The sequence below is a fragment of the Marinobacter zhejiangensis genome, assembly GCF_900114775.1.
In the GTDB taxonomy this organism is placed as follows: Bacteria; Pseudomonadota; Gammaproteobacteria; order Pseudomonadales; family Oleiphilaceae; genus Marinobacter; species Marinobacter zhejiangensis.
The window spans coordinates 1,026,555-1,052,625 of the sequence record NZ_FOUE01000001.1; the positions used below are offsets into that span (position 1 = coordinate 1,026,555).

The 26,071-nt window shown below is 60.2% G+C and carries 18 protein-coding genes; 16 read left to right on the forward strand and 2 right to left on the reverse strand.

From position 1 onward, the window contains the following. Positions 1-4: 4 nt before the first annotated feature. The 6 genes from BMZ67_RS04580 to BMZ67_RS04605 all read left to right on the forward strand — a co-directional run bounded on the left by BMZ67_RS04580 (position 5) and on the right by BMZ67_RS04605 (position 9,986). Complete coding sequence (locus BMZ67_RS04580) at positions 5-862, forward strand: ABC transporter permease (RefSeq protein ID WP_092020699.1); 858 nt, start codon at positions 5-7, stop codon at positions 860-862. 316 nt (positions 863-1,178) lie between these two features. Then, on the forward strand, positions 1,179-2,162 hold the full coding sequence (locus tag BMZ67_RS04585; protein ID WP_092020700.1) for a TAXI family TRAP transporter solute-binding subunit: 984 nt from the start codon (positions 1,179-1,181) through the stop codon (positions 2,160-2,162). A 30-nt stretch (positions 2,163-2,192) separates the two neighbouring features. After that, entirely contained in the window at positions 2,193-4,364 is a 2,172-nt protein-coding gene (locus BMZ67_RS04590) for a TRAP transporter permease (protein WP_092020701.1), read from the forward strand. Between the two features lie 105 nt (positions 4,365-4,469). Then, positions 4,470-6,287, forward strand: coding sequence for a sensor histidine kinase (locus BMZ67_RS04595; RefSeq protein WP_092020702.1), 1,818 nt, complete (start codon positions 4,470-4,472; stop codon positions 6,285-6,287). Further along, positions 6,284-7,636, forward strand: coding sequence for a sigma-54-dependent transcriptional regulator (locus BMZ67_RS04600; protein WP_092020703.1), 1,353 nt, complete (start codon positions 6,284-6,286; stop codon positions 7,634-7,636). The genes BMZ67_RS04595 and BMZ67_RS04600 overlap by 4 nt, the downstream gene beginning before the upstream one ends. A 118-nt stretch (positions 7,637-7,754) precedes the next feature. Beyond that, positions 7,755-9,986: a diguanylate cyclase gene (locus BMZ67_RS04605; protein ID WP_092020704.1), complete on the forward strand. Its 2,232-nt coding sequence runs from the start codon at positions 7,755-7,757 to the stop codon at positions 9,984-9,986. A 22-nt stretch (positions 9,987-10,008) separates the two neighbouring features. Here the strand turns inward: BMZ67_RS04605 and nadN are convergent, their stop codons facing one another. Then, on the reverse strand, positions 10,009-11,847 hold the full coding sequence (gene nadN, locus BMZ67_RS04610) for an NAD nucleotidase (RefSeq protein ID WP_092020705.1): 1,839 nt from the start codon (positions 11,845-11,847) through the stop codon (positions 10,009-10,011). 289 nt (positions 11,848-12,136) lie between these two features. On the opposite strand from nadN, the gene BMZ67_RS04615 reads away from it, so the two are divergent. Continuing rightward, positions 12,137-13,717 (forward strand): mucoidy inhibitor MuiA family protein, encoded by a 1,581-nt coding sequence (locus tag BMZ67_RS04615; RefSeq protein WP_092020706.1) that lies wholly within the window; start codon positions 12,137-12,139, stop codon positions 13,715-13,717. Between the two features lie 62 nt (positions 13,718-13,779). On the opposite strand, the gene BMZ67_RS04620 is transcribed toward BMZ67_RS04615, so the two are convergent. Further along, positions 13,780-16,257 (reverse strand): ExeM/NucH family extracellular endonuclease, encoded by a 2,478-nt coding sequence (locus BMZ67_RS04620; RefSeq protein ID WP_092020707.1) that lies wholly within the window; start codon positions 16,255-16,257, stop codon positions 13,780-13,782. 335 nt (positions 16,258-16,592) lie between these two features. Here BMZ67_RS04620 and BMZ67_RS04625 point away from each other — a divergent pair, with 335 nt between their 5' ends. From BMZ67_RS04625 to BMZ67_RS04665, 9 genes are all read left to right on the forward strand, one after another. Then, the gene (locus tag BMZ67_RS04625; protein ID WP_092020708.1) at positions 16,593-17,924 is read left to right on the forward strand and encodes a sphingomyelin phosphodiesterase; all 1,332 of its coding nucleotides are present in this window, start codon (positions 16,593-16,595) and stop codon (positions 17,922-17,924) included. Further along, complete coding sequence (locus tag BMZ67_RS04630; RefSeq protein ID WP_092020709.1) at positions 17,924-18,934, forward strand: lipase secretion chaperone; 1,011 nt, start codon at positions 17,924-17,926, stop codon at positions 18,932-18,934. Before BMZ67_RS04625 ends, BMZ67_RS04630 begins: the two co-directional genes overlap by 1 nt. Positions 18,935-19,032: 98 nt before the next feature. Continuing rightward, on the forward strand, positions 19,033-19,275 hold the full coding sequence (locus BMZ67_RS04635) for an HP1242/YdcH family protein (RefSeq protein ID WP_092020710.1): 243 nt from the start codon (positions 19,033-19,035) through the stop codon (positions 19,273-19,275). A gap of 164 nt (positions 19,276-19,439) precedes the next feature. After that, the gene (locus BMZ67_RS04640; RefSeq protein ID WP_245749870.1) at positions 19,440-20,027 is read left to right on the forward strand and encodes an RNA polymerase sigma factor; all 588 of its coding nucleotides are present in this window, start codon (positions 19,440-19,442) and stop codon (positions 20,025-20,027) included. 10 nt (positions 20,028-20,037) lie between these two features. Next, entirely contained in the window at positions 20,038-20,691 is a 654-nt protein-coding gene (locus tag BMZ67_RS04645; protein WP_139214326.1) for an anti-sigma factor family protein, read from the forward strand. Beyond that, on the forward strand, positions 20,688-21,197 hold the full coding sequence (locus BMZ67_RS04650) for a hypothetical protein (protein WP_092020712.1): 510 nt from the start codon (positions 20,688-20,690) through the stop codon (positions 21,195-21,197). Before BMZ67_RS04645 ends, BMZ67_RS04650 begins: the two co-directional genes overlap by 4 nt. Before the next feature lie 120 nt (positions 21,198-21,317). Then, positions 21,318-22,691, forward strand: coding sequence for a tetratricopeptide repeat protein (locus tag BMZ67_RS04655; RefSeq protein ID WP_092020713.1), 1,374 nt, complete (start codon positions 21,318-21,320; stop codon positions 22,689-22,691). A gap of 391 nt (positions 22,692-23,082) precedes the next feature. After that, positions 23,083-24,828: an alkaline phosphatase D family protein gene (locus BMZ67_RS04660; RefSeq protein WP_092020714.1), complete on the forward strand. Its 1,746-nt coding sequence runs from the start codon at positions 23,083-23,085 to the stop codon at positions 24,826-24,828. Beyond that, a complete protein-coding gene (locus BMZ67_RS04665; RefSeq protein WP_092020715.1) occupies positions 24,825-25,997 on the forward strand; it encodes a metallophosphoesterase in 1,173 nt (390 codons plus the stop codon). The genes BMZ67_RS04660 and BMZ67_RS04665 overlap by 4 nt, the downstream gene beginning before the upstream one ends. Positions 25,998-26,071 lie beyond the last annotated feature (74 nt).

Sequence of the window (26,071 nt, forward strand, 5' to 3'; positions counted from 1 at the left end):
GCCGATGATTCGTTCCGTACCCCGCTCACGCTGGTTCGACCGTTTGTACTTGCTGTACCTGGTGGCCTTTTTCCTCTACCTGGCGTTGCCCCTGCTGGTGACGGCGGTGTTTGCCTTCAACGATGCGCCGTTTCCATCCTTGCCCTGGAAAGGGTTTACCCTGGACTGGTACCTGGCGGACGGCAGCGCGGGCCGTACCGGCCTGTTCCATGACGATGGCCTGTTGTCAGCGTTGTGGGTCAGTGTTCAGGTGGCGTTCTGGGTGACCCTGGTGAGTGTGTCGCTGGGGTGCCTGAACGCGGTACTGTTCGAGCGCCTGGAATTCCGCGGCAAGGAATTGCTGTATCTGGTGATGCTGCTGCCCCTGGTGATTCCCGGCGTCATTCTCGGGGTGTCTATCCTGGTGTTCTACAGCGGCATGGCGAACACCGTGTCGATGCGCTGGCAACTGGAGCTGGATCTGTTCAGGCCTGGCTTGCCGCTGGTAGTGATGGGGCAGGTGGCGTTTATCACCACCCTCTCAACCCTGGTGATTGCCGCCCGCCTGCGCAAGTTTGACCGCCAGCTGGAAGAGGCTGCACTGAATCTGGGGGCAACTCCGGTGGTGGCCTGGTTTACCGTGACCCTGCCGTGGTTGCGCCCGGCGATCGCGGGCGCTGCTGCGATGGCATTCCTGATGTCGTTCGAGAATTTCAACACCACGGTCATGCTCACCGGCAGCGATACCCCGCTCACGGTGGCCCTGTTCAATCGGCTGCGGGAAGGCTCCACACCGGTGTTGAATGCGGTGGCACTGTTGCTGATGGTGGGGTCGGCCGCGCTGGCAGTGCTGGCGACGGGGCGTTCGTCAAAGACCGCCTGATCTCGTTATCGTGTTACGTCATCTACACCCTTCCTCATTCACGCCTCAACCTTCTCTCAGGCTTCATTGGTTCGATCGGGTCGGGTAACGGCCTGGGAAGCCGCTGCCGATCAGACTAGATCGTGGGTGGATTTCCACCCAAGCACTCTTGGATCAGGGGTCAATTTCCACCCATGCAGATCCGCGCTTACCCGGCGGAGGCTTTCTGCTGTGCGGGTTTCGGCGAGTTGGCCCGTTGGTTGCTGTTGAGCGGAGACAACAACCGGATGCAGCCGGTACTGACAACAACAGCAATACGCCAACCTGGGAGTTTCCTATGAGCCATAACATCCGTGTGCTGATCACCGCAGCGACTCTCTCTGCCACCGTTCTGTCTGCCAACGCCTTTGCCGGCGACCGGGCCGATTGGCCGGAGAGCTTTACCGTGGGTACCGCCAGCCAGGGCGGAACCTATTTTGCCTATGGCTCCGGATGGGCCAACTACATGGCTGAGAACCTGGGAATCTCCGGGGGCGCTGAAATCACCGGCGGGCCGGTTCAGAACCTGGCGCTGGTGCACACCGGTGAGCTGGCCTTCGGCCTGACCACCATGGGCCCTGCTGCCGAGGCGCTGGCAGGCAACAGCCCGCTGGCTCCGGGTTTCAAACTCGATAACGTCTGCGCTATGTTCCCGATGTACGAGACTCCGTTCTCCGTCACGGTACTGGCCAGCTCCGGCATCACTACCATCGCTGACATCCCGGCGGGTTCGCGCATTGGCTTTGGCCCTGCCGGCTCCACCTCCGACACCTATTTCCCCAAGATGATGTCCGCCCTTGGCGTGGACTATGAGCGCCGCAATGGCAGCTGGGCGGACCTCGGTGGTCAGTTGCAGGATGGCCTGATTGACGTGGTGGCGTTTGCGGCCGGTATTCCGATCCCGGCGGTGAGCCAGCTGGAAGTTCAGTCCGAGATCCGCATTGTAGAGTTCACGGCTGACGAACTGACCAAAGTCACGGCTGAGTTCCCGGTTGCCCCGTTCACCATCCCGGCCAGCACTTACAGCTCCCTGAATGACGATTCCCAGGCCGTGTCCATGTGGAACTTTGCGGTGGCTGGGTGTGATGTGCCCGAAGACCTGGTGTACGAAATGACCCGCCTGACCCTGGAGAACAATGAAAAGATGGTCTCCATTCACAAGGCCGCCACCACCAGTGTTGCTGAGAACTTCGTCAAGAACACCGTGATCCCCTGGCACCCAGGCGCCGCACGTTGGTTCAACGAGAACGGTTACACCATCGACGTTAGCCAGACCCGTTAATCGGGTCGCTTTTTAACCGGGGTTTTTGTCATGACCACCAATAACCAAACCATCACCGAGAGTGATGACCACATGCTGGCCCATGGCGTCGACGATGAGCCGGTGGAAGGTAACCGCCGCCTGTTCGATCGGCGCCTGCTGGTCGTTGTCTCTGTTCTGGCCATCGCCTACGCAGTTTTCCATCTCTATGCGCTGAACATCTCGCCGCTGGAGACCTGGTCGTACCGCATCATCCACGTTTGTGGTGCCCTGGTGCTGGGGTATGTGCTGTTTTCCGGCGCCCGTTTTATCGAACCCGGTTCGGTCACCGGCGGGTTCCGCTGGACCAGTTGGGCGGCGTTGATCCTGCTGGTTCCGGCCGGCTATGCGCTGTTCCAGACCCTGCACATGTATCAGCTGGTTCAGGACGGCGCGATGAGGCTGCCGGCTGAGCTGGAGACCTGGCACTTCGGCTGGCCGTTGTTGGCGGCGACCGGGTTTGGCATTGTGTTGAGCTGGTTGCACAAGCGTGAACGCTCGGCCTTCAGCCTGCCGGATCTGGTACTGGTGGTCTCGACCATTGCGACCGCGGCCTACCTGCTGGTGGTCTACAACACACCGATGCGGATGAGCACCGGTACGCCATTTGCGCCGGTGGGCATTTCCTTTGCGGCGGTCGCTGGTAGCGCGCTGATCATGGAAATGACCCGGCGGGTGGCTGGCCTTGCGCTGGTCATCATCGCCCTGGTGTTCCTCGGTTATGTCTTCGCCGGTCCCTACCTGCCCGGTTTCCTCGGCTACCCGGGGTTGTCGGTGCAGCGTTTCTTCAGCCAGGTATATACCGATGCCGGTGTGCTCGGTCCCACCACGGCGGTGTCGTCAACCTACATCATCCTGTTCATCATCTTTGCGGCCTTCCTGCAGGCCTCCAAAGTGGGTGACTACTTCGTCAACTTCGCGTTTGCGGCTGCCGGGCGTACCCGCGGCGGCCCGGCCAAGGTGGCGATCTTCGCATCCGGCCTGATGGGCATGATCAATGGCACCAGTGCCGGTAACGTGGTGTCCACCGGCTCCCTGACTATTCCGCTGATGAAGCGGGTTGGCTACAGCAAGCAGACTGCGGGTGCGGTTGAAGCCGCGGCTTCTACCGGTGGCCAGATCATGCCGCCGATCATGGGGGCAGGCGCTTTCATCATGGCGGAAATTACCGGTATTCCCTACACCGACATTGCCATTGCGGCCATCATCCCGGCGATCCTGTACTTCGCCTCGGTTTACTTCATGGTGGACCTGGAAGCGGCCCGCCTTGGCATGCGTGGCATGCGCGAGGACGAACTGCCGTCACTCAAGCGCTTGGCTCGTCAGGCCTACCTGTTCGTGCCTATCCTGATCCTGATTGTGGCGTTGTTTATGGGCTACTCGGTCATTCGTGCCGGTACCCTGGCGACGGTCTCTGCGGTAGTGGTGAGCTGGCTGTCGCCTCACAAGATGGGGTTGCGTTCGATTCTCAACGCATTGCAGCTCTCGGGGATCATGTCGGTCCAGATTATCGTGGTGTGTGCCTGCGCCGGGGTGATTGTTGGTGTGATCTCGCTGACCGGTGTGGGCGCCCGTTTCTCCTCCCTGTTGCTGGGCGTGGCTGAAACCAGCCAGTTGCTGGCGCTGGTGTTTGCCATGTTCATCTCGGTGTTGCTGGGCATGGGCATGCCGACAACGGCCGCCTACGCGGTAGCGGCGTCGGTGGTGGCACCGGGGTTGGTGCAGCTGGGGATTGAACCGCTAACGGCGCACTTCTTTGTGTTCTATTTCGCGGTGGTATCGGCGATCACACCACCGGTGGCGCTGGCGTCCTATGCCGCTGCAGGTATTTCCGGGGCCAATGCCATGGAAACCTCGGTCGCGTCGTTCCGCATCGGGCTGTCCGCCTTTATCGTTCCGTTCATGTTTTTCTACAACGGTGCGCTGCTGATGGATGCCGGCTGGTTCGACATCGCTCGTGCTCTGGTGACCGCGACCTTTGGGGTCTACCTGCTGTCCAGTGCGGTACAGGGCTGGTTTGTCCGCACCGCGGCCCCCGGGTTTGTCCGGTTGCTGCTGCTGGCAGCGGCACTGATGATGATCGAGGGTGGCATGATCACCGACCTCGCCGGTGTGGTGGTGGTTGCGGTGGCGTATGTCATGCAGAAGCGCCGTGGCGAGACCACGGCTGCGGCTGCAGCCTGAGGCCGGAACTCCCGGGCGTCGCACCGCCCGGGAACTTGCCATACACTGTAGAAGCCTCTGGTTGCCCTCGCTGGTAGCCGGGGCTTTCCTGTTTAAGGCTGAGCCATGGTGTATCGACTTGCAATTGCTGGGTTGTACTTGCTGACGACGGCGCTGTGCTGGTTGCTGGGCGGCTGGTATGGCTATTACCTGCTGGAAGAGGAGAGCCTGAAAGAGTCTTTCCGTTACCAACAGCTGGTGGGCAACGAACTCAACCGCTATCGCCCCATTCCGGAGCTGGCGGCCCAGCACCCGGCCATGCGGGCTGTACTCGAGCACCCGGAAGATGTTGGTCTGGTGTTGCAGAGCAATATCCAGATGGCACGCATGGCCGACATTGTCGGTGCCTCCGACGTCTATCTGCTGGATATGTCCGGGCTGACCATCGCCCACAATAACTACAACCAGGCCGACAGTTTCATCGGCCGGCGCTTTGATTACCGACCCTATTTTCAGGATGCGGTGAGTGGCCGGGATACCGCCCTGTATTTTGCCCTGGGCATCACCTCGGGCCAGCGCGGGCTCTACTTCTCCCACCCGGTGTGGTCAGCACGGGGCGACATGCTCGGGGTGTTGGCGGTAAAGATGCTGGTGACCGAACTGGAAAGCCAGTGGCAGCGCCCGGCGAGCTTTAGCGATGCTGAAATGGTGGTGCTGGACGGCGATGGAGTCAGCTTCCTGACCAGTCGTCCGGAATGGTTGTACCGCAGCTTTGGCCAGCAGATCGACGGCTCACAGATACCCCGTGACCTGCAGGAACGATACCCGGGCATGGCGCTGCAGTCGGTGCCCCGAATCGACCTGGGGCGGCCGTTCGGGGTATCGGAGCAGTCGACGCTGGTTCGCTTTCCCGAGGACAAAGGCGAGCTGGCCTATCTGGTGGTAGCTACGCCGCTGCCGCAACTGGACTGGTCGCTGCGGGTCATTATGGGCACCCAGCCAGTGCTGGTTTCCCGCATCCAGTTCGTGTTGGTGGGGTCGGTGTTGTTTTTCGGCGGCTTCCTGAGCTGGTTGTATCTGCGCGAGCGGTCCCGGCGAGAGGCCGAGCTGGCCGAGCGGGGGGTGCAACTGGAACAGCGGGTGGCCGAACGCACCGCCGATCTGGAAAGCTCCAACCGGCGCCTGCAGGACGAGGTTCGCCAGCGCGAGCGGGCCCAGAATGAGCTGCGGGAAACCCAGCAGGAGCTGATCCAGGCCGCTAAATTAGCGGTGCTGGGGCAGATGTCCGCTGGGTTGAATCACGAAATGAACCAGCCCCTGACCGCGATCCAGAGCTATGCTGGTAACAGTCGCCGCTTCCTCGAGCGCGGGGAGCTGGCCGCGGTGGATGAGAACCTGGCGGAAATTGGCGGCCTGTGCCGCAAGATGGCGGAGCTGATCCGTCAGTTCAAGGTGTTTGCCCGCAAATCCGAAGGTCCGCCCTCGGTGGTGGACTTACGACTGCCCATCGATGCCGCCATGAAAATTATCGCCACCCAGGACGCCTGTGCCGGTATTCGTTTTGGTTGGCGCCGGCCTGTGTACCCGGTGATGTGTCATGGCGACCTGATCCGGTTGGAACAGGTGATGGTGAACCTGATGGCAAATGCGGCCCAGGCCGTAGCTTCAGTGTCTGCGCCTGCGGTGGAAATAGATATTGTCGATGGTGGTGACAACTGGCTGTGCATTGTTCGAGATAACGGCCCGGGGCTGCCCAGCGACAGCGAGCAGATGTTTGAGCCGTTCTTTACCACCAAGTCCCTGCACCAGGGACTGGGCCTTGGCCTGTCGATCTCCCGGCAAATCGTCGAAGCGCTCGGCGGTAAACTCACGGGCCGTAACCGGAGCGTTGGCTTCGGCGCCGAATTCATTATCGAACTCACCAAGCGGGAAACCAAGGAATGACCCAAGCCACTGTTATTTTTGTGGACGACGATGCCGACATTCGCCGGGTTATGGCTCAGACCCTGGCGCTGGAGGACATGCCGGCCGAGTGTGTTGGCGATGGTGCCAGTGCCCTGGCAATGATTACCCCGGATTATGAGGGTGTGGTGTTGTGTGACTACAACATGCCGGGCATGGACGGTCTGGAGGTGCTGGCTCGGGTGCGCGCCATCGACGACGCCATTCCGCTGATTATCCTGACCGGGCAGGGCGACATCAGTACCGCGGTTTCGGCGATGCAGAAAGGTGCCTACGATTTCATCGAGAAGCCCTTCGACCATGATGAACTGCTGGAGCTGCTGCGTCACGCCCTGGAAAAACGCCATCTGGCCCTCGAGAACCGCCGCCTGAAGGCGCAGCTCAAGCACCTGGCCAAGCCTGGGCCCCGCTTGCTTGGCGATTCACCGACCATGCAGCGGGTGATTGCGACCATTGACCCGCTGCTGGAGACCTCGGCCAATATCCTGCTGAAGGGCGAGACTGGCGCTGGCAAGGATGCCATCGCCCGCTACATCCATGAGAACAGCCCGCGGCGACAGCAGAACTATGTGGCTATCAATTGTGGCGCGGTGCCGGAAAACCTGATCGAAAGTGAGCTGTTTGGCCATGAGGCCGGGGCGTTTACCGGCGCCGAGCGTCGTCGTATCGGCAAGTTTGAGCATGCCCATGGCGGCACCCTGTTTCTGGACGAAGTGGAAAGCATGCCGCTGTCGTTACAGGTGAAAATCCTGAGGGTGCTGGAAGAGCGCCGACTGGAACGCTTGGGCAGCAACACCCCGGTGGAGGTGGATGTGCGGGTGATTGCGGCGACCAAGGCCGACCTCAAACAGCTCAGCGACAGCGGTGAGTTTCGGGCTGACCTGTACTACCGCCTGAATGTGGTCCAGGTGGACATTCCAGCCCTGCGGGAGCGCAAGGAAGACATTCCCATGCTGTTCCACCACTTTGCCCTGATTGCGGCTGCTCGCTACGACCGTGAAAGTGTTCCCCTGAATGCGGCCCAGGCCGCCCGGCTCATGCAGTACGACTGGCCGGGCAATGTTCGTGAGCTGCGGAACCTGGCTGAGCGATATGTATTGCTGGGGGTGCTGGCGTTTGAGGAGTCCGGGGTGACCATGCCACCCGCAGACCATGATCAGGTCACCCTGGCGGATATGGTGGATGCCTTTGAGCGGAGTGCCATTATCAGTGCCCTTAACGCCAACCGGGGCAGCATCAAGGACACCATGGCCCAGCTCAAGGTGGCGCGCAAAACGTTGTATGACAAAATGAAGAAGCATGGCCTCAACAAAGAGGCGTTTCGCGACTGAGGCCCCTGCCATACCAGAAAATCGGCCGGCAGGGCCTTTGAAACCGGGACAGCCAGGCCATTGCTGTTTATACTCTCGGGCAGCAATGTCGCATTTCTAACTGTTTGGCCTGAACGCTATGCGCCAGCCCGTCCTTACTGTTATCTGGGTTCTTTTTGGGTTATTGCTGTCCGGTATGGCCGCTGCGCATTCTGCGGCGGTGGATGTGACGGACGGCTGGCAGTACCGCTGGGGCGACTCGCCCTTCAACGAGCAGGGGAAGCCACTCTGGGCTGAGGAACAGCAGCCGCAGGCCTGGGCCGACATCGGCTTTCCGTCCAATCCCCCTGACCGGGGCGACTACACCAATGTCTGGTACCGGGTGACGCTGCCGGGTGGCGACTGGAACGATCCGGTGCTGTACATCTACAGCGTGGACCTGATCGTCGAAGTGTACTTTCAGGGTGAACAGATCTATCACTATGGCACCTTTGATGCCAACGGCCAGGGCAAGTTTGAAGGCTGGCCCTGGCACGCCATTGACCTGCCCCCGAACTTTGCTGGGCAACCGTTGTATTTTCGAGTCTTTTCCGACTACAGCGATATCGGACTCTGGGGTGAAGTCCAGATTCTGGATCGTGAGGATCTGTACGTCTCCATCATCAAAAACTCCATTGAATCCTTGGTGGTCGCCGGTTTCAGCGGTCTGATTGCGCTGCTGGCCCTGGTGTTCGCACTGGTCCAGTCCGAGCGCAGGAGTTTTGCCACCGTCGCCCTGTTCTCATTCAGTGTCGGCGCCATGCTGGTGGCCGAAAGCCAGGCCGGGTTGCTGATTCTCTACGCGCCGTTGTTTTGGGACTACATTGCGGCTGGCTCCTATTTCATGATCCCGGTGGCGATGGCATTGCTGCTGTCCCAGTGGTTGACCAATACCCGCCCGATGGTGATGGACTGGATCTGGAAGCTCCATCTGGTCTATGTACTGGCTGCACTGGGTGCAGCGCTGGCAGGGCTAGTGAACCTGTCTGAAACCTTCCCGGTGTTTGACGCCATGTTTGCGGTAACCACCGGGATACTGTTTGTGTCGGTGCTTCGGCGCTGGCGAACCGTGAATACCGAACAGCGATTGGTCATTGCCGGTTACGCCGTGCTGGCGGTGTTGCTGATGATCGATATGGCGGTGGCCCACAGCCTGCTGCCGTGGGGGCGGGTGCCGGTTAACCTGGGAGCGCTGGCGTTCTCGCTGGCCATTGTGGCCATCTCCCTGGCGCATTATGGTCGCACCCAGCAAGCCATCCGCCAGCTGAATCAATCGCTGGAACATAAGGTCAGTGAGCGTACCGAACGGTTGGAGCAGCTGGCACGGCAGGAGCAGGTGCGTTCACGTCAACTGATGCTGGAAAATGAACGCACCGGCTATCTGAACGACCTGATTGCCGAACTCCAGGATTGCCGGAATCTCAAGGAAGGCTACGCCATATGGGCGAAACGGCTGCCAAGGCTGTGCGGTCCCCTGCGCGGCCAGGCCTACGTCAGGCTGGAGCAGGATGCTGGATTTATGCGGATTGCGCAGTGGGGCTCCCCCATGGACGAGATGGCATTGGCCGCGGAAACCCTGGTTTCCGTGCCGCCGCCATCGCAACTGGGGGCCGCGGCGGGTGATGCCCTGAACTACCCCTGGTGCTTTCACCTTTGCCTCCACAACCAGGACGGTGGGCGCTTTGTTGCGGGGCTCGTTTTGCTGGAGGAACCGTTGGCCCCGGGCGATGGGGATGCGGACTACAACTCGGCGCAGCTGTTCCTGTCATTGGAGCAGGCCATGCAGAAGACCTCCATTACCCTCTCCACCCTGGGGTTGAGGCAAGAACTGGAGCGGCTGTCCTACGAGGATTCGCTCACCGGGCTCAAGAATCGGCGCTTTTTTGAGGAGCTTCTCAACCACGAAGTGGCGTCGGCCCGTCGCAGTGAATTGCCGCTGTCCCTGTTGATCATCGACATCGACCTGTTCAAGCGCTTTAACGACCGTTATGGCCACCCCGCTGGAGATGCGGCCTTGAAGGCGGTGGCCAAGGTGTTGATGGACGGCGTGCGTGACAGTGATGTGGTGTGCCGCCTGGGCGGTGAGGAGTTCGTGGTACTGATGCCGGGTTCATCCAATCATCCAACGCTGGATCGTGCGGAACTGTTGCGGCGGTCGGTGTCGGAGCTGACGTTGGACTATGACGGCTCGGTGCTGGAGACCCTGACTATATCGGTTGGGGTGGCGACCTGGCCAGAAACCACCGAGGCGATTGATCAGCTGTTTCAGGTGGCGGATCAGGCCCTGTACCGGGCCAAGCAGAATGGTCGGAACTGTGTGTCGGCCGCCTGATCGGCGACCGACACGGCAGGGGTTACATCGCGGCGGGCGCGGGGGGGATGTAGGACTGGGTAGAGTAATCGTCCAGAGCCGGCTTGCTCAGGGTGCCCACTTCTTCAACGTAATCCACGAATGATTGGGCATAGTCGAGGAAGGTGTCGACGGCCCGGCCATCATCGCTGACGGTACCGAAGGTGACATAACCATCCCTGCCACCGGCGGTAAAGCTGTTGGTGACCACGTTCAGCTGCTCTGCGTCGGTCAAAGGGCGCCATTCGGTACCATCCCGGTCCTTCACTTCGATGTTGAACAGACGCTCACCGGCGGCAAGGTTCATGTCTACTTCCCAGCGCAGGCCGGCGGCATAGGGGTAAGCGCCGCTGGAGCCGCCGGGTGCGTGGGCAAAATCCACGGCTTCGTTCAGCACCTGGCGGATCTCCGCGCCGGTCATGGTCAGGTCCGTCAGGGTGTTGGCGAACGGCAGCAGGGTATAGGCATCGCCGATGGTGATGTCGCCCTGGGCGATGTCGGTGCGCACACCGCCGCCGTTCTGGATCGCAACGTCGGCGTTCTTGCTCAGGTAAAGGAACGCCTGGGCCACCAGGTTGGAGATGTCACTGCCGCGATCCTTGGTCTGGTCATCACAACCTGGAATTTCGCTACGGCCACCGGCGCCGGGAATTCGCTCCAGACACAGGTCTTCGGTGGCCATGCCGACCACTTTATTGCGGAAGGTATCGAGTTGGTCGGTGTAGACCTTGAGGGCAGCGGCGACGGTGATGTCGTCTGCAACGAGGCTGAGTTGGGCGTCGTCGGCAATGGCGTCAAGAATGGCCTGACGCTCGTTGCCTGAGGGCTCGTACTCTTCGCCGGCCTCAGTTTCCCGAACCATGGCATCACCCAACAGCAGGTGGGGCACACCGCTGCATTCACTGACCTTGCCTTCGGCATCCCATTTCACGTTCAGTTCACCCACCACCTGGGCATACTGCCAGGCCTGGACTACGCAGACCTTATCGCCATCGGCATTGATTGCCTGCGTGGGGTAAGCGCCCGCCGAGCCCAAGCCATAAGCATCAAAATCACCCAGCAGGGTGTGGGAGTCACCACCGACAATCACGTCAACGCCAGACAGGGCTTCGGCAAGGGCGATGTCGTTCTGGTACTGGTAATGGGTTAGCAGGATGATCTTGTTAACGCCGTCAGCCTGCAGTTCATCGATCATGGCCTGGGCGGTGGTGGTCTCATCCAGGAAGGTGGTGCTTGCCAACGGGCTGGAGCTGGCCTGGGTCTTGTTGGCGATGTCGATGCCAATGATAGCCACGCGCTGGCCGTCGATCTCCTTCACGGTGTAAGGCTGGATGTAGTCGTTTTCGGTGACCGGTGCCAGTGGCGTGCCGACGGCCGGTTTGACGTTGGCGGCGAGCACCGGTGTGTTGCAGCTTCCGCTGGCCAGCTGATCGAGGAACTGTTGGAGGCCCTCGTCGCTGCGGTCGAATTCGTGGTTACCCAGGGCAAAGGCATCGAAGCACACCAGGTTCATCAGTTCGGCATCGGCTTCGCCTTCAAACGAGGTGAAGTACAGGGTTCCGGTGATGGCATCACCGGCGTGGAGCTTCAGTACGTTATCCAGTGCGGCTTCCCGCTCCATCATCTTGCTGGCGACCCGTGGAAAACCGCCCGACGCAAACTCGGTTTCCTGACCTGCGATCATCAGGCCAAGGGAACCCGCCTCCAAATGGGAGTGGTGGTCGTTGATGTGAAGGATGTTGATTTCAAGGGGGGAGCTCTCTTTGGCTGGGGAGCTGTCATCATCGTTGCAGCCGGCCAATGCCAACAGGGGGATCAGTGCCAAAGCGGGTTTACGAACCATGTCCTTACTCCGTGGTTTGCTGGTTTTTTAAAAACCGAGCTTCCGATCTGGATATGTCAGGGACGTGATGGTTCTGTGGCGATTTGGCGACAGGGGGCGGCCAGATCTTCCCGGCGCTGAACACGGATGGTGTCATTAGCATCGGATGGGTTGACCGGCAGTCTCGGGAAGTTCCCCACAAGAGCTGACAATTGTTTAATCCAAATCTGTCCGCGACCACGGTATGTTGCCTGTAGAGACGCCTGGCAATGGCAGGTAGACACACTCGTTGACGAAGTAAGGGTTTGTTATGGATAAGAAACGGCTGTTGGTTCTGATGGCCGCGTGGTTGCCCGTAACCGCGCTGGCAGAGGTCACGGCGGTAACGCTGTATCCAGGTCAGGCAACCGTGACCAGGGAAGAGCAAGCTTCGGTTCAGGCCGGGGAGGGTGTGATCGAGATCCTCAATTTGCCGGCAGGCTTGATGGACCGGTCCCTGAGGGTGACGGTCAGCGGCGCCAGCGGTACGGTGATCCGGGATGTGAACCTGGCCACTGTGCAGACCACCGAAGCCCAGGCTCAGAAACTGACGGATTTACGAGCGGCGCTCCAGACGGTCGAAGACGACATCCAGGCTCACGATGACACCATTCGCGCGTGGCGCTATCGGTTGGAATTGCTGGATCGCTACACCCAGGGGAATGGCGAGATCACCCTGCCTGACAACGTGGGCACGGTGGCGGACAGCCTGTTCGACCAGGCGAGCAAGTCGCTCAGTAGCATTCGTACCATCGAGCGGGAAAAACGCGACCTTGTAGCCGAGCAGGATCGCCTGCAGCGGGAATTGGCTGCCATCAACCAGAGTCCGCGACAGGTGAAGAACCTGGCCATCGGCTACAGCGCCGGCCAAACTGGAGATGTGACGGTTCAGCTCCGGTACCAGACTCGCAATGCCGGCTGGAGCAGTGCCTATGAAGCCCGGCTGGATACCGCAGGAAACGAATTGGGACTGGTTCACCAGGCTGTGGTCTACCAGAACACCGGCGAAGACTGGGGTAATGTGAACTTGAGCCTGTCCACCGCCAATCCGGATGTGGGTGGGCGCCTGCCTGACCCGTCACCCTGGATTATCAGCCCGCAGCCGCGACCTGAACCGGTGCTGGGCAAGGCGTTGGAAATGGATGGCGTTGCCATGGCACCGGCTCCCCGAATGATGCAGGACGAAAGTCGGGCGGCCCCGGCCCAGATGGCGACCTTGGAGACCACCGGTCTGACCCAGAGCTACCGCATCCCTGGCCAGGTCAGCCTGGTGGACGGTACCCGGGACAAACGCCTCTCGGTGGCGGATTACCAGCTACCGGCGAAGGTCAGTCGTCATCTGGTGCCCGCGTTATCCAGCCTGGGTTATGTCTTTGGTGAGGCAACCTACGAGGGTGACGCGACGTTGCCGGCTGCCCGAGTAACCCTGTACCAGGATGATCAGTTCGTTGGCCAGAGTTGGCTGGAGCAGATCGAGCCCGGAGAGGCCCTGGCGATGTCGTTCGGGGTTGATGACAAGGTAACCGTGCAGACAGTTCGTGAGTCCGATCAACGTGGTGAGCGTGGCCTGATCAGTGGCCAGCCCTATCTGGAGCGAGTCACCCGTTATGATGTCACCAATGCCCACAGCATACCCATTGACCTGCGGGTGATGGAGCGCCTTCCGGTGTCCCATCATGACGACATCAAAGTGACCTATCAGGACATCACCACGCCGTACCAAGACAGCGTGGATGATAAACCGGGCATTATCGCCTGGGACCGGGTGGTGGCGCCGGGCCGGACGGTCACGTTCCGTGCCGGGTTTGAGGTGAGGGTGCCCGAGGGGCAGGATCTGCCTTACATTCCCTGATCTTGATGAGTGAGCGAATAGAAAGCCCGCGACGTGAGTCGCGGGCTTTTTTTGTGGTGGAGTCAGACCGGGCGGCGAGCCTGGAACAGGGCCTCCAGGTCGTCAAGGTCGACCCGGCCATTGGCGTCGATGTCGTAGCTGACGTCATCCGCCTGGCCAAACAGGTAGGCCAGGATGAAGCGGGCGACGTCACGACCATCAATGCGGCCATCGCCATTGAGGTCGGCACGCTCGGCGAGAGTGGACGTGTCCATCGTCAGGGCAACCAGTACCGGATCGTGATCGGAAGCGCGATACGGGTCAGCGGCGTACAGGCTGGCCTGTTGTTCGCTGCTCTTGAACTCCATGTTGTAGTCCAGGGCCCGGGGCTCGTCCGCGTTGATGGACCAGACTGCCGCCGCCACGACTTTCTGGGTCAGGGGTTGGTTGGCGAGGGCATGGTCGAGGCTGCCCGCCTGTCCATAGAAGACGTAGGTGTAGGCCTGGTCGCCGAGCAGGCTGGCAACCAGATTGTTATAGCCGCTGTCCTCCAGCGTGCGGATCGGTGCTTCCTGGGTGTAGCTGTTGAGGTCGCCAATCACCAGGACATCCGATTCGCCAGTGCCGGTGGCGTCGTTGGCGAGCCAGCTGGCAAGGGCCGAGGCGGCGTGGGTACGAACGGGGTTCCAGCAACCCTGGCCATCGCCCTGATCGGCATTGTCGCCCTCGGCATTGTTACAGCCCTTGGATTTGAAGTGGTTGACCACCACGGTGACGCCATCGCTGGAATCCAGTCGGCGGAACGTCTGTGCCAGCGGCTGGCGGTTGAGGGTATCAAAGGGGCTGGTGGACAAGGTGGCGGCATCGCCAACAACCGCAACCCGGTCAGCACGGTAGATCAGTCCAACGGTGATGGCATCGCTGCCCAGCTGCGACAATCCCGGGTCAACAAAGGCCCAGTCATCACCCAGTGCTGAGGCCAGTTCGGCTATGGCGCTGATCTCACTGTAGCCATCGTTCTCAATTTCCATCAGGCCGATGATGTCGGCATCCAGGGCCTGCATGGCGCTCACCAGTTTGTCGGTCTGGCGGGCCAGCTCCTCGGCGGTATGCGCGCCACGAGCGGTGGGGAAATTGCCGCCCAGGCCGTCACCGTTGAAGAAGTTGAGCACATTGAACGACGCGACCACCAGATTGCCTCGGTCACTCAGTTCCGGTGCCGGGGTGCGCAGGTTGTTCGGCTGGAACACGGGAGCGGCGGTGGGCTGCAGGCGCCATTCGCCGTAGCGGTAATCCAACACGCCCTGAAGCTGCGACACCGTGTCGCCGGCGCGAACGGTCTGGCTGGCGCTCAGTTCGGGCGTGGGGTACGGAATGGTGGCGGGGTTCTGGCGATTGCTGCCGTCATCCAGGATCAGCCGGTCGAGGGCGTTCATCTCGGCAAGGAGGGCGGCATCGGAGCCAGGGCTGACCACCTGGGTTGGAATAAAGGCACGCGCGCTGCCCAGAGTCAGGCTGCCATACCGTCCAAGGTCGTAGTTGTCATTCACCACCAGCGCCTGCGGGAACTGAACCCTCATGCCTTCGAAGGCTTCAGCGGCATCGGCAGAGGTCCAGGGCAGGGTGACCGCCATAGCCGGTGGCAGATCGGCACTGCCACAGTCAGCGATATCGGAGACTGGAGCCAGTTCGGTCAGGCCGCCAAATTCGGTGACCTCGGCGGCAATTCGCAACAGCTGGCCAGGGCTCGCGCTGGTGCTGGGGGCATAGACAAACAAGCCTTCAGACGTGCGTGGGTCGTTGTCACGATCCTCCAGCCGGGCCTCCAGGAAGAAACCGCCCAGTTCGCCATTGCCATTGCTAACCCGGGATACGACCGCTTCCACAACGACAGTCTGGCCCACCAGTGGGCTGGCATCCCCGCTGCCCTGAATCGCGTTGATCGGGGTGGCATCCGCGCCACAACTCATGTCCGGGCCAGCCGGTGGTTGTGAGCCATCGCCGCCGTCATTGGCTGCGCCCAGGTCGTCGATATTGTCCTGGGGAAAGCCATCGAATACCTGACTGGGGTCATAGCTGTCGAACGGGTTGGTGTCGGCGGCGGCGCCATCCCGGCGGCGCAGAGTGGCGTTCTGGGTGCGAATGTCGCCACTGCCCCAGTAACTGCCGGGGTCGATACCGATCTGACCGATGCTGTCGTGAACAGCGCCACCATTAAGAAGGGTGATGGCATCGTCGCCATTGAACAGGCCGGAGGTGGTGGTTTGGTCGGCGACAGCAAGGATGGCCGGGATCGCGGAAGCGTGGGCAAAGACAAAGTTGGCGCCGGGGGCGATGTCGCCTTCGAGGTTCACGGTGAGCCCGGGGGTCTGGCTGCCGTTAAAGTAGACCTGAAGCTCCCAGGCAGCCAGGTTGACACTGTCCGGTCCGGTGTTGAGGAGTTCCAGCGCCTTGTTGTTGCTGGAGCCTTCTACGTATTCGCTGATCACCACGGCGGCTTGGCCGGAGGCAGACAGACCGGCGCTCAGGGCGAGCGCCAGCCAACGCGTTGTCACTTTCATGGTTCCGTCCTTGTTAACTGGGGGTGGGTATGGCTGTGCCTAACCAGTCTGGACAGACAAGGTGACGACTCAGTGAGCATTTAATGACGGTGAGGTTGCGCAACGGAGACGGAATAGGGTTGTGTCATATTGGGCCATAGTGGTTATGGTGACGACAGTTGGTGAGACGTGGTCATGGTTTTTAAATGTGAGCAGTTGTTCAGCAATTTCCACTGGTTGTTTAATAAAGTGGCAATCGTGATGGGTCATCATCTCTTTGGTCGGAAATTTTGGCGTTGGCTCAGGATTGCGTGTCTCGACAATTCCAATAACAACGATTACGAAGGAAACGAACGATGCCTCATCGAAACCACTCTCTGCGGGCAGGCCTGCTGGCTATGGCGGCGGTTTTTACCTCCGCACCTGCGCTTGCTGACAGCTATGTGTACATCACCAACTCAACGCCCGAACCGGTGAGTGTCCAGATCAACCATTATGGTGACGACACCCTGAACGAGGGGAATGAATGGCAGCGGGAAGCCCAGGAAATTGCGCCCTATGCCACGGCACGGGTACTGGCCTTCAACCGCTATGAGGGTTTGAAGAGCGGCCGCACCTACTACTTCGACACCCAGGTAACCGGGGCCAGCTCAACCGTCACCCTGCAACAAAAAATGCGGGGCACCTGGTATGGCAGTCGCATCGAACACAGCGCTGAAGGTGCCGACTTCCAGGCGCCGTGGGCGGACGATCGTGATATCCACCGCTACGACAGCCAGTACGATGCGCGGGCAAGCCGGGTGGGGTTCAAGGCCCAGTACACCGGTGGCTACGATGACTTCTATTACACCATCCATAACCAGACCCAGGCGGAGCCACTCAGCGGTGACGACGCCCTCAAGGTCCTGACCTACAACATCTGGGCCCTGCCATTGCTTGCCAGCAACATTGGTGACCGGGTGGAAGAGCTGCCATCGGTACTGCATGGCTATGATGTCCTGCTGCTGCAGGAAGCGTTTGCTTCCGATGTTGAGGGGATGCTCAACACCTTGGCCTCGGAATACCCATACCAGACTGACGTATTGGATGCCCCTGGCTTCAACCTGTTCAACGGTGGGGTGGTGATCCTTAGCCGTTACCCGATTGCCAGCACCGATTTCGACATTTTCGAGCAGTGCAACGGCACCGAGTGTCTGGCCGACAAAGGCGTGGTCTATGCCGAGATCATTCGTGACGGCAAGGCCTACCACGTAACTGCAGCCCATACCTCGGCGTTCGACAGCAACGAAGCGCGTGCCCAGCGCCAGCAGCAGTTCCAGGAGATCCGTGCGTTGGTGGACAGCAAGCAGCCTGCGGCCTTTGACGCAGTGATCATGGGCGGTGACTTCAACGTCAACAAACTGAAGTTCCCGGGTGACTATCAGCAAATGCTGACCAACCTGGTGGCGGCGGCACCGGTCTCTACCGGCTATGCCGGCGCCACCTATGACCCTTCGATCAACCAGAACGTCGATGGTGACCTGTCCCTGGGTGTGGAGTACCTCGACTACGTGTTCTACAGCACCACTCATCGGACGCCGGTGTCGTCCCGCAACGATGTCCGGGTACCCCGCTCTGATTCCGACGACCTTTGGGGTATCTGGGATTACTCGGACCACTTCCCGGTTCTGGGTGAGTTCCAGTTCTGATGCGGTATCTGCTGACAGGCCTACTGGCGGTCGTTGCAGGCCTTGCGGTGGTATGGGCGGTGATGGGCCGGGATGCCGACCCCCAGCCGCCTGTTGCCGCCACGGAAAGCCGGTTGGCGTCACCGTCTCCTGACGCCGCCACGCCTGCGGCGGTTGCAGCCACCGGGGGCCCGGTGGTGTCGGCGGCCAATGGTGACGATGAGCGTGAGGCCAGTCAGCAGGCCCGGCGGGCGCAGGACCAGGCCTACTGGGCCGAGCGCCTGCAGGGGTATCAGGACCACGGCGGCAACCTGCAACAGTTCTTCCGCGAGTTGCTGGCCCAGTGTGGCGGTGAGCCCGATCTGTGTGAGGCCCTGCTGGACGATCGGCTTGAGGGCTACCCGGATGCCGGCTTTGCCGCTCAGCTGAGAACGATTCTCCAGCAGCAGTTCCAGTATCAGGCGCAGATGCAGAGCCTGACCATGCCGACAAGCCAGCCTCCCGAGCAGCGCTATCAGCAGCTGGATGCCTTGCGTGTCCAGCACTTTGGCGATGCTGCGACCGAACTGCTGTATGGCCAGGAACGGGCCTGGGCCAGCTACCAGTTTGGTTACGGCGAGCTGTTGGAACAGGCGCCCTACCTGACGGCAGAGCAACGGCTCCAACGCCTGGAACAGTTACGCAGTGACCGCTGGGGCGGGTATGGCGAAGCCCTGGCAGATCAGGAGGGGGTGTATGGTCGTTACCGGCGTGAACGGGAACTGCTGCAGGCCGGGGTGACCGATGCCAAAGAACGTGAGGCCATCAGCGAGGCCCTACGCTCGCAGTACTTCGATGACGAGCAGTCGGCGCTGATTGGCGAGCGGGAACGGGTGCGGGAGGAGCAGGCTCAACAGCAGCAGGACTACGCAACCGCCAAGCAGGCGTTTGACGACGAGATGACTGCCCTCAGGGGCAGTATGGCGGACGCTCAGTGGCAGCAGCTATACCAGCAGCGCCTGTCCGAACTGCGGCGCCGGTTCTTTGACTGAGCCCGTCAAACGGGCTCCCTTTTGGCGGGAGTTGGACTATCTTTAAGAGTGGGGGAGCTGCCGCTCCTGAACGCCACCGCCAAAGGAGGGAGTCACGTATGTCCATCAGCGACCATGCTTTGAATCTTGATTTTCCCGATTACAAAGACGCTATCCTGGAACTCCGCAAAACCGATCCCCAATTCCGTGAACTCAGTGATCAATACGACGCGTTAGACAAGAAGATTCGAGGTCTGGAAGTCCGCGATGTGCCCACCGATGACGACCATTTCAGGGACATGAAAATGGAGCGGGCGCACCTGAAAGACAAACTTTACCACCAGTTCTCCAACCACTCCTGAGTACAGGCGTCATGTTCGTGCGGACACCGCCCTGACGCGTCGGGCGGTGTCCGTTTTTCGATTTGCGATGAATGCACCTTGGGCGGACGTGTTACTCTGGTACAATTCTGCACTGTATTCCCCGCTAACCATGCCGTACAGGAATCGTCCATGAGGGCCGTTGTTTGACCCTGCTTCCTTTCCGAATGTCCAAAGCCCGGCGCTTTGAGCTGAAAGTGCAGCCGCATATGCAAGGCATGTACGCCTTTGCCTATCGTCTGACCGGGCAGCGTGACGATGCTGAGGACCTGGTACAGGACGTCATGGTGAAGCTGTTTCCCCGGCTTGAGGAAGTTGAAGCGGTTGAGCAGTTACGGCCATGGCTGAACCGGGTGCTGTACCGTCAGTTCATCGATGCTACCCGCAAGAAAGGCCGGCAAAATGAAGTCTCGGTGAGTACGCTGACCGATGTGGCGGACCAGGCTGGGTTTCTCGACAGCTTTGATTCGGACTCCGCTGATGCCTTTGACCACATCAGTCAGGAACAGTTGGGGCAAAGCCTGACACGGGTGCTGGGTAAATTGTCGCCGGATCAGCGGACCCTGTTGCTGCTGCATGATGCCGACGGCTGGCGCCAGGATGATATCGCCCAGGTACTTGATGTCCCGGTCGGAACCATCAAGTCCAGACTGCACCGCTGTCGTGCCAGGCTGCGGGAACTCTTGCAAAAAGAAGTGGAACCTTTTGGCCGCCGCGAACGTGTGAGTGATTGAGGTGAATGCCATGTCATGTGATCTGTTCAGTAAGCAGTTGGAGCAATACGCCCGTGGCGAGTTGGCGCCAGGGGTGGAGTGTGCGCTGGAAGCACACCTGGCTGAATGTACCTCCTGCTCAGATCGCCTGAACGCCGAGCGGCAGTTTCTGGACGCCTTGCGCCAACAGGCTGTTCCGGCGCCCAGTGTGGATTTCGAGGCCAGGGTGCTGGCGGTAGCTACTGGCAAACAGGGGGCGCACCGAGCCTGGCAGCACCCGGTTTTGGGTGGTGCTGTCGCGGCGGTGCTGGCCCTTGGGCTCTACATTGGTCTGCAGGAGCAGACACCTCCGGCAACGCAGTCCGCTCCGGTGGCGACTGCGGATCCAACTGCGGAAGTTTTCGCACCACAACAACAAACCGTCAAGCTGGCCTTTCATTCCAATCACGCCCTGGATGACGTGACCCTGACCCTGGACCTGCCACCGCATGTTGAGTTGGCCTCGTTCCCAGGTCGCCAGCGCCTGAGCTGGCAGGTGAGTCTGCAGCAGGGGGACAATGTGCTGTCCCTTCCGCTGAAGGTTCTGTTCCCTGCGGAAGGCGAGCTGGTGGCTCATCTGGATGATGGGTCAAGGCAAAAGACATTCCGGGCCCCCATTCAAGTTGAAGCGGAGCCTGCATCATGACGTTTCCCCGACGTTTTTTGCGGTATTTTCTGACCCTCGGCAGTGCCGTGTTGTTACTGCTGGGGCCAGCGTTGGTCAGCGCTGACGATGAACTGGACGTGACCATGAGAATGGTCACCGACGATGAAGCTCTGTCAGAGAGCTTCGTGCAGCAATTGGAGCTGCCGGATACCCTGCGTGACCGGGACAGTTTCGGTTTTGACGGTGACTACCCGGGCCGCGAACTGGCGGTTGATGCGCTGGACACCGGCCGTGAAGTGGGCGAGGCACTGGCTGAACAGGACCGGGAATCACGGGATGCCCTGGACGTCGAGCTGCCGGGTGAGACCATTGACACGTCGCCGGTGCTGGACCTGCCGCTGATCGACGGTCCAGGCCTGGATCTCCCCATTCTTGGGGAACCAGGCTTGCCGGTGATCGAAGTCCCCGATTTGCCACTGATCAATGAAGAGAACCTGACCGATGGCAACCTGCTGGATAACCCGCTGATCGACGGTAAGCTGTAATTGGGCAGTGATGGTGAGTTGGCCGTTTTTCATTGTTATGTGCATCTTTTGCCATTAATGTAGACCCCTCGGTACTGCGGATGTCAGTGCTGCGAGTATAAGAACCGTGAACGTTTGGCTGTGTTGAATACACCGCCGGAAGTATCGGATCCGGGGGTTGCCTTCTTGCTGCAGTTGTTCAAAACGCCTCTTGCTCTGGGGCTTGCGATGTTCCTGGCGAGTACGGGCGCATCGGCCCAATGGGTTGATGCCAATACCCTGTTTCGATACGGGGTCGAAGCGTTTCAGCAGGGCCAGCCGGACGAAGCCCGGCTTTATCTTGAACATGCCCGCAATCAGGGTATGAACTCCCAATCCCTCTACTACAACCTCGGCGTGGTCTATTACCAGCTGGAGCGCTACACCGATGCGTCGGCAGCCTTCCGCGAGTTGCTGGATACCGACAGCCAGGCACTTGCCCGCTATAACCTTGGGCTTATTGCCCTCAAACAGGATGACCCGACGGCGGCCAGGGCATCGTTTCGTGCGGTACTGGATGCCGATGCGGCAGAGAACCTGGCAACACTTGCCGAGCGCCAACTGGCTCGTCTGGGCGAAGCTGTGCCAGTGTCCGGCACTGAAAAATCCTGGTTTGGCTATACCGCCTTCAGCAGTGGCTATGAAACCAACATTGGTCTGTTTCCCGACAGTGCCCGCTCCGAAGTCGACGCGGCGTTTGCCGAAGCGGTCGTAGCCGGCAACGGGTTTCTCTGGGGTGATGCCGAGGCCGGCCTTCGTACCGATCTCGGTTACTACGGCCGGCACTACATTTCTGAGCAGGACTTTAACAGCGATGTTGGTCAGTTTGGTGTGAGTTGGGTCCAGGCGGCCGGACCGGGCAGGGTTCGTGTTGGTGCCGGGGGCAGTTGGCTGTTCCGGGCGGGCTCGGCCCAGGAGCGTCATGCCCAATTGCTGTTGGAGTATCTGCAGGGGGGCTGTCTCGGCTGGTTCCAGACTGAGTTTTGCCGGATCCGGTTCACCGCGACCGAGGTGGTGGCAGAGCCGGAGTACCAAGCCTACGATGGCCAGCTTTACCGCTTGGCTGGGCGCTATCAGGTCATTTGGCAGCGTTGGAAAGGACGCCTGGACTATCGTGGTGAACTCAACGACCGGAAAGACCTGTCGACCGCAAGGGAGTTCTACAGTCTCTCTCCAGAACGCCATCAACTGGAGTTGGCGGTGTCCTACCCAGTACTGTCTGAGCTGGAACTGGGCCTGAGTCTTGGCGCCCGCTACAGCGAATACCAAGACCCACATCGTCTCGCCGTGCCTGAGGGCACGCTGGTCATTGTACGTTCGGATACCCGCCTGCAGGCTGGGCTGGACGCACGGTGGCAGCTGGGCAGCGGTTGGGCACTGATTGCGAACTATCAGTACAAGCGCAACGCCAGCAATATTGACCGATACGACTACAGTAACCAGTTTGGGGATTTGGGGGTTGAGGTCAGCTTCTGATCAGAGGCTTAAAAAATACCCGCTCCAGGGGGGTGGAGCGGGTCAATATAATCCAACTGGCTTGGCCTTCGAAAACCAGTGGGACACTCTGTCCAGGCTTCCACTTGCTAAAGAAGCTGCCAGGGGTGCAAGGGTTCCAATACTCACAACCACAGGCATGCGGGCAGAGACCGGGAATGCCATTTGCTCTGGCAGAATGACACTCCCTTGAATCACACGATGAAGATCCGTCGCCGGTTCCATACTTTTTGCAGATTAGCCGCATATTTCCCCTGCGAATTCTTGGCTCAAAATGACAAGCTGGTTGGCGTCAATAGTCAACGGATGTAATAAAGCGTTAACGGTGTCACATTAAACTCTGTCACGTTTCTTTCAGACGTGAGTAGTAGTAATGAAACGACGCGACTTTATTATTAAGAGCAGTGCCACCGGATTGTCCCTGGGATTGCTGTCTGCCTGCGGTGGCGGTGGTTCTGCCGAGGCCCCTGCGCTACCCGATATCAACCCACCCGGAAACGGCAATGGCAGTAGCGGTTCCATCGATTCCATTCGTGACCGCATGCCGGCCTATAGCGGGCCAGACCCGTTCCAGCATGGCATTGCCAGCGGAGATCCTCTGGCCTACCAGGTGATTCTCTGGACCCGGATCACCGCAGAAGGCCTGGATGAGATTCCGGTAATTGTCGCGGTCGCCCGGGATACTGAATTCAACGACATCGTATACGAAGGGGTGGGCTACGCCCGGTCCCAGTCCGATTACACGGTGAAGATTGACCCCCTGCTGCCTTCGCCGGGAACGACCTACTACTACCGCTTCGAGACCCTGGGTCATTATTCGGCCATTGGCCGGACCCGCACCACCCCGGCGCCAAGTGAGTCCGTGGACCACCTGCGTCTGGCCGTCATGTCCTGCTCCAACTACCCCTATGGCTATTTCAATGCCTATCGCAAGGTGGCGTTCCGCGCTGACCTGGACGCTGTGCTGCACCTGGGGGATTACATCTATGAATACGGTCCCGGCGAGTACGACGATGCCGCAGTGGCGGCCGACCGCCCCGTTGATCCGCCCCATGAGATCGTGACCCTGGATGACTACCGTCGTCGCTACGCCTGCTACCGCCAGGACGGAGATCTTCAGGAATGCCATCGCCAGCACCCGTTTATCTGTGTGTGGGATGACCATGAGATCACCAACGATGCCTGGATGAACGGCGCCGAGAACCACAACGACGGTGAAGGTGATTATGGCGAACGCAAACGCGCTGCCGTCCGGGCCTACTTTGAGTGGATGCCGATTCGCCGGGTGGCACCGGACAATGAGGTTCGTATCTATCGGCACTTTGAGTTCGGTCAGTTGATGTCGCTGATGATGCTGGACACCCGCATCATTGGTCGCGACAAGCAGGTAAGTACGTCCGGCGAGGCCCGTGACCCTGATCGCCAGTTGCTGGGTGCGCCCCAGCAGCGTTGGCTGTTTGACCAACTGGATCATTCCCACAGCCGTGGTGCCCGTTGGCACCTGATTGGCCAGCAGGTGATGATCGCGCCGCTGACCCTGGGCACACTGCCGGATTCGCCGAACTGGAGCCTGGGCGGAGGTGCCCAGCTCAACTTTGACCAGTGGGACGGCTATGAAACCAGTCGCCGCGCTCTGCTGGGCCGTATCGAGGCAAAGGGCCTGGATAACACCGTCGTCTTGACCGGCGACATTCACAGCTCCTGGGCCATGGACCTGAGTATCGATCCGGGCAACCTGTCGGTCTATAACCCGTTCACCGGGGAAGGCTCACTGGCGGTGGAGTTCGTCACCCCTGCGGTGACTTCGCCGGCTGCTCCCACCAAGGGCTTATCGGACCTGGCGGCACTGGCGCTGGTTCCGCTTAACCCGCACCTGAAATGGGTGGACCTGTTCCATCGGGGCTACATCGTATTGGATATCACGCCCGAGCACTGCAAGGCCGACTGGTTCCACCTGGAGACGGTCAGCGAACCCAGTAACCAGGAAACGTTCGCCCGCGCCTACGCCACCACTGATGGAGCCAACCGAGTTAAACGGCTGGACACTCCCAGTGCGCCCAAACAGAACCCGCCGTTGCTGGCCCCGGCCCAGCAAGCAGTCACGGAGTCCGCAGTATGAGCATGAACCGACGTAAGTTTATTCGAAACCTCCTGGTAGGGAGTGCCACTGTCCCGGTGATCACCGCCTGTGGTGGTGGCGGTGGTGGGGACGGTGCCGGAAGTTCCGCAGGTAATGGCAATGGTGGCCAGGGTGGAACCGACACTGGTACAACCGATCCGGGCCAGACCCTACCGGAGCGTACCGAGGCGCTGAGCTTTATCGTCATCGGAGACATGGGCACCGGCACTATGGGGCAGTACTCGGTGGCAGCCGCCATGGCGAAGGTCGCCAAGGTGAAGGGGTGTGACTTCGTTCTGGGGGCTGGCGATAACATCTATGAGGATGGGGTGACTTCCGTGGACGACCCCCGCTTCCTGGACAGCTTCGAGTATCCCTACCAGAACCTGGATCTGCCGTTCTACATGTGTCTGGGCAACCACGACTGCGCCAGCACCATCTTTGGTGGCGGTAGTGATAACCAGCGTGGCAACCATCAGGTGGACTACCACTACAGCACCGAGCGGTATTCCAACAAATGGCGCATGCCGGCACGCTACTACAATCAGGTCTTTGGTGATGCCGGTGATGATCGGCCGTTCCTGGAGCTGTTTGTGGTGGACTCCAACCCGCTGACCAGCTTCTATACCGATACCGACTCCAACTTCACCTGGCAGAACTACGGCTATCCGCAGCAGAGCTGGATGAAAAAGACCGTTGCGGATTCCCGGGCTCACTGGAAAATCGCCATGAGCCACGTGCCCTACAAATCCAACGGCAAGCACGGCAATGCCGGCAATCTGGACCCCGGTATGCGCTGGATGTTTACCAACCCGGATGCCGATGGGCTGCGCTATAAGGCCTTCATGGAAGAGTGCTTTGCCGATAAGGCAGACCTGCTGTTCACCGGCCACGACCACTCCCTGCAGTGGATTGAGCCCGTCGAGGAAATGGGGCCGGCTCACATCATTGTGTCTGGCGCGGCCGGCAAGACCGACGACTTTGATGATGCCGAACGGAACCCGACGGTGTTCCAGCAGGAAAACGCCTTGGGGTTTGTGTGGGTACGGCTGACCGAAACCGAGATGCAGATTGAGTTCTACACCGTCGCTGAGGATGGCAGCGGTCACCAGCTGGCCTACAGCCAGACCCTCGACAAACCGGTAGCGGTGGAACCGGCACTGGCCTAACGGTGTTGCCGTTCAGCGGCTGAGCTATAGTGATAGGTGGTAAGGCATCATTTGCCCGTTATGGGGAGGCCTGA

Bases quoted from the DNA above. Each gene is read 5' to 3' on its own strand.
- BMZ67_RS04600 (WP_092020703.1), top strand. From the start codon at position 6,284: ATGACCCAAGCCACTGTTATTTTTGTGGACGACGATGCCGACATTCGC.
- BMZ67_RS04665 (WP_092020715.1), top strand. From the start codon at position 24,825: ATGAGCATGAACCGACGTAAGTTTATTCGAAACCTCCTGGTAGGGAGT.
- BMZ67_RS04585 (WP_092020700.1), top strand. From the start codon at position 1,179: ATGAGCCATAACATCCGTGTGCTGATCACCGCAGCGACTCTCTCTGCC.
- BMZ67_RS04620 (WP_092020707.1), bottom strand. From the start codon at position 16,257: ATGAAAGTGACAACGCGTTGGCTGGCGCTCGCCCTGAGCGCCGGTCTG.
- BMZ67_RS04605 (WP_092020704.1), top strand. From the start codon at position 7,755: ATGCGCCAGCCCGTCCTTACTGTTATCTGGGTTCTTTTTGGGTTATTG.
- nadN (WP_092020705.1), bottom strand. From the start codon at position 11,847: ATGGTTCGTAAACCCGCTTTGGCACTGATCCCCCTGTTGGCATTGGCC.
- BMZ67_RS04625 (WP_092020708.1), top strand. From the start codon at position 16,593: ATGCCTCATCGAAACCACTCTCTGCGGGCAGGCCTGCTGGCTATGGCG.
- BMZ67_RS04630 (WP_092020709.1), top strand. From the start codon at position 17,924: ATGCGGTATCTGCTGACAGGCCTACTGGCGGTCGTTGCAGGCCTTGCG.
- BMZ67_RS04635 (WP_092020710.1), top strand. From the start codon at position 19,033: ATGTCCATCAGCGACCATGCTTTGAATCTTGATTTTCCCGATTACAAA.
- BMZ67_RS04595 (WP_092020702.1), top strand. From the start codon at position 4,470: ATGGTGTATCGACTTGCAATTGCTGGGTTGTACTTGCTGACGACGGCG.
- BMZ67_RS04650 (WP_092020712.1), top strand. From the start codon at position 20,688: ATGACGTTTCCCCGACGTTTTTTGCGGTATTTTCTGACCCTCGGCAGT.
- BMZ67_RS04580 (WP_092020699.1), top strand. From the start codon at position 5: ATGATTCGTTCCGTACCCCGCTCACGCTGGTTCGACCGTTTGTACTTG.
- BMZ67_RS04590 (WP_092020701.1), top strand. From the start codon at position 2,193: ATGACCACCAATAACCAAACCATCACCGAGAGTGATGACCACATGCTG.
- BMZ67_RS04660 (WP_092020714.1), top strand. From the start codon at position 23,083: ATGAAACGACGCGACTTTATTATTAAGAGCAGTGCCACCGGATTGTCC.
- BMZ67_RS04645 (WP_139214326.1), top strand. From the start codon at position 20,038: ATGTCATGTGATCTGTTCAGTAAGCAGTTGGAGCAATACGCCCGTGGC.
- BMZ67_RS04615 (WP_092020706.1), top strand. From the start codon at position 12,137: ATGGATAAGAAACGGCTGTTGGTTCTGATGGCCGCGTGGTTGCCCGTA.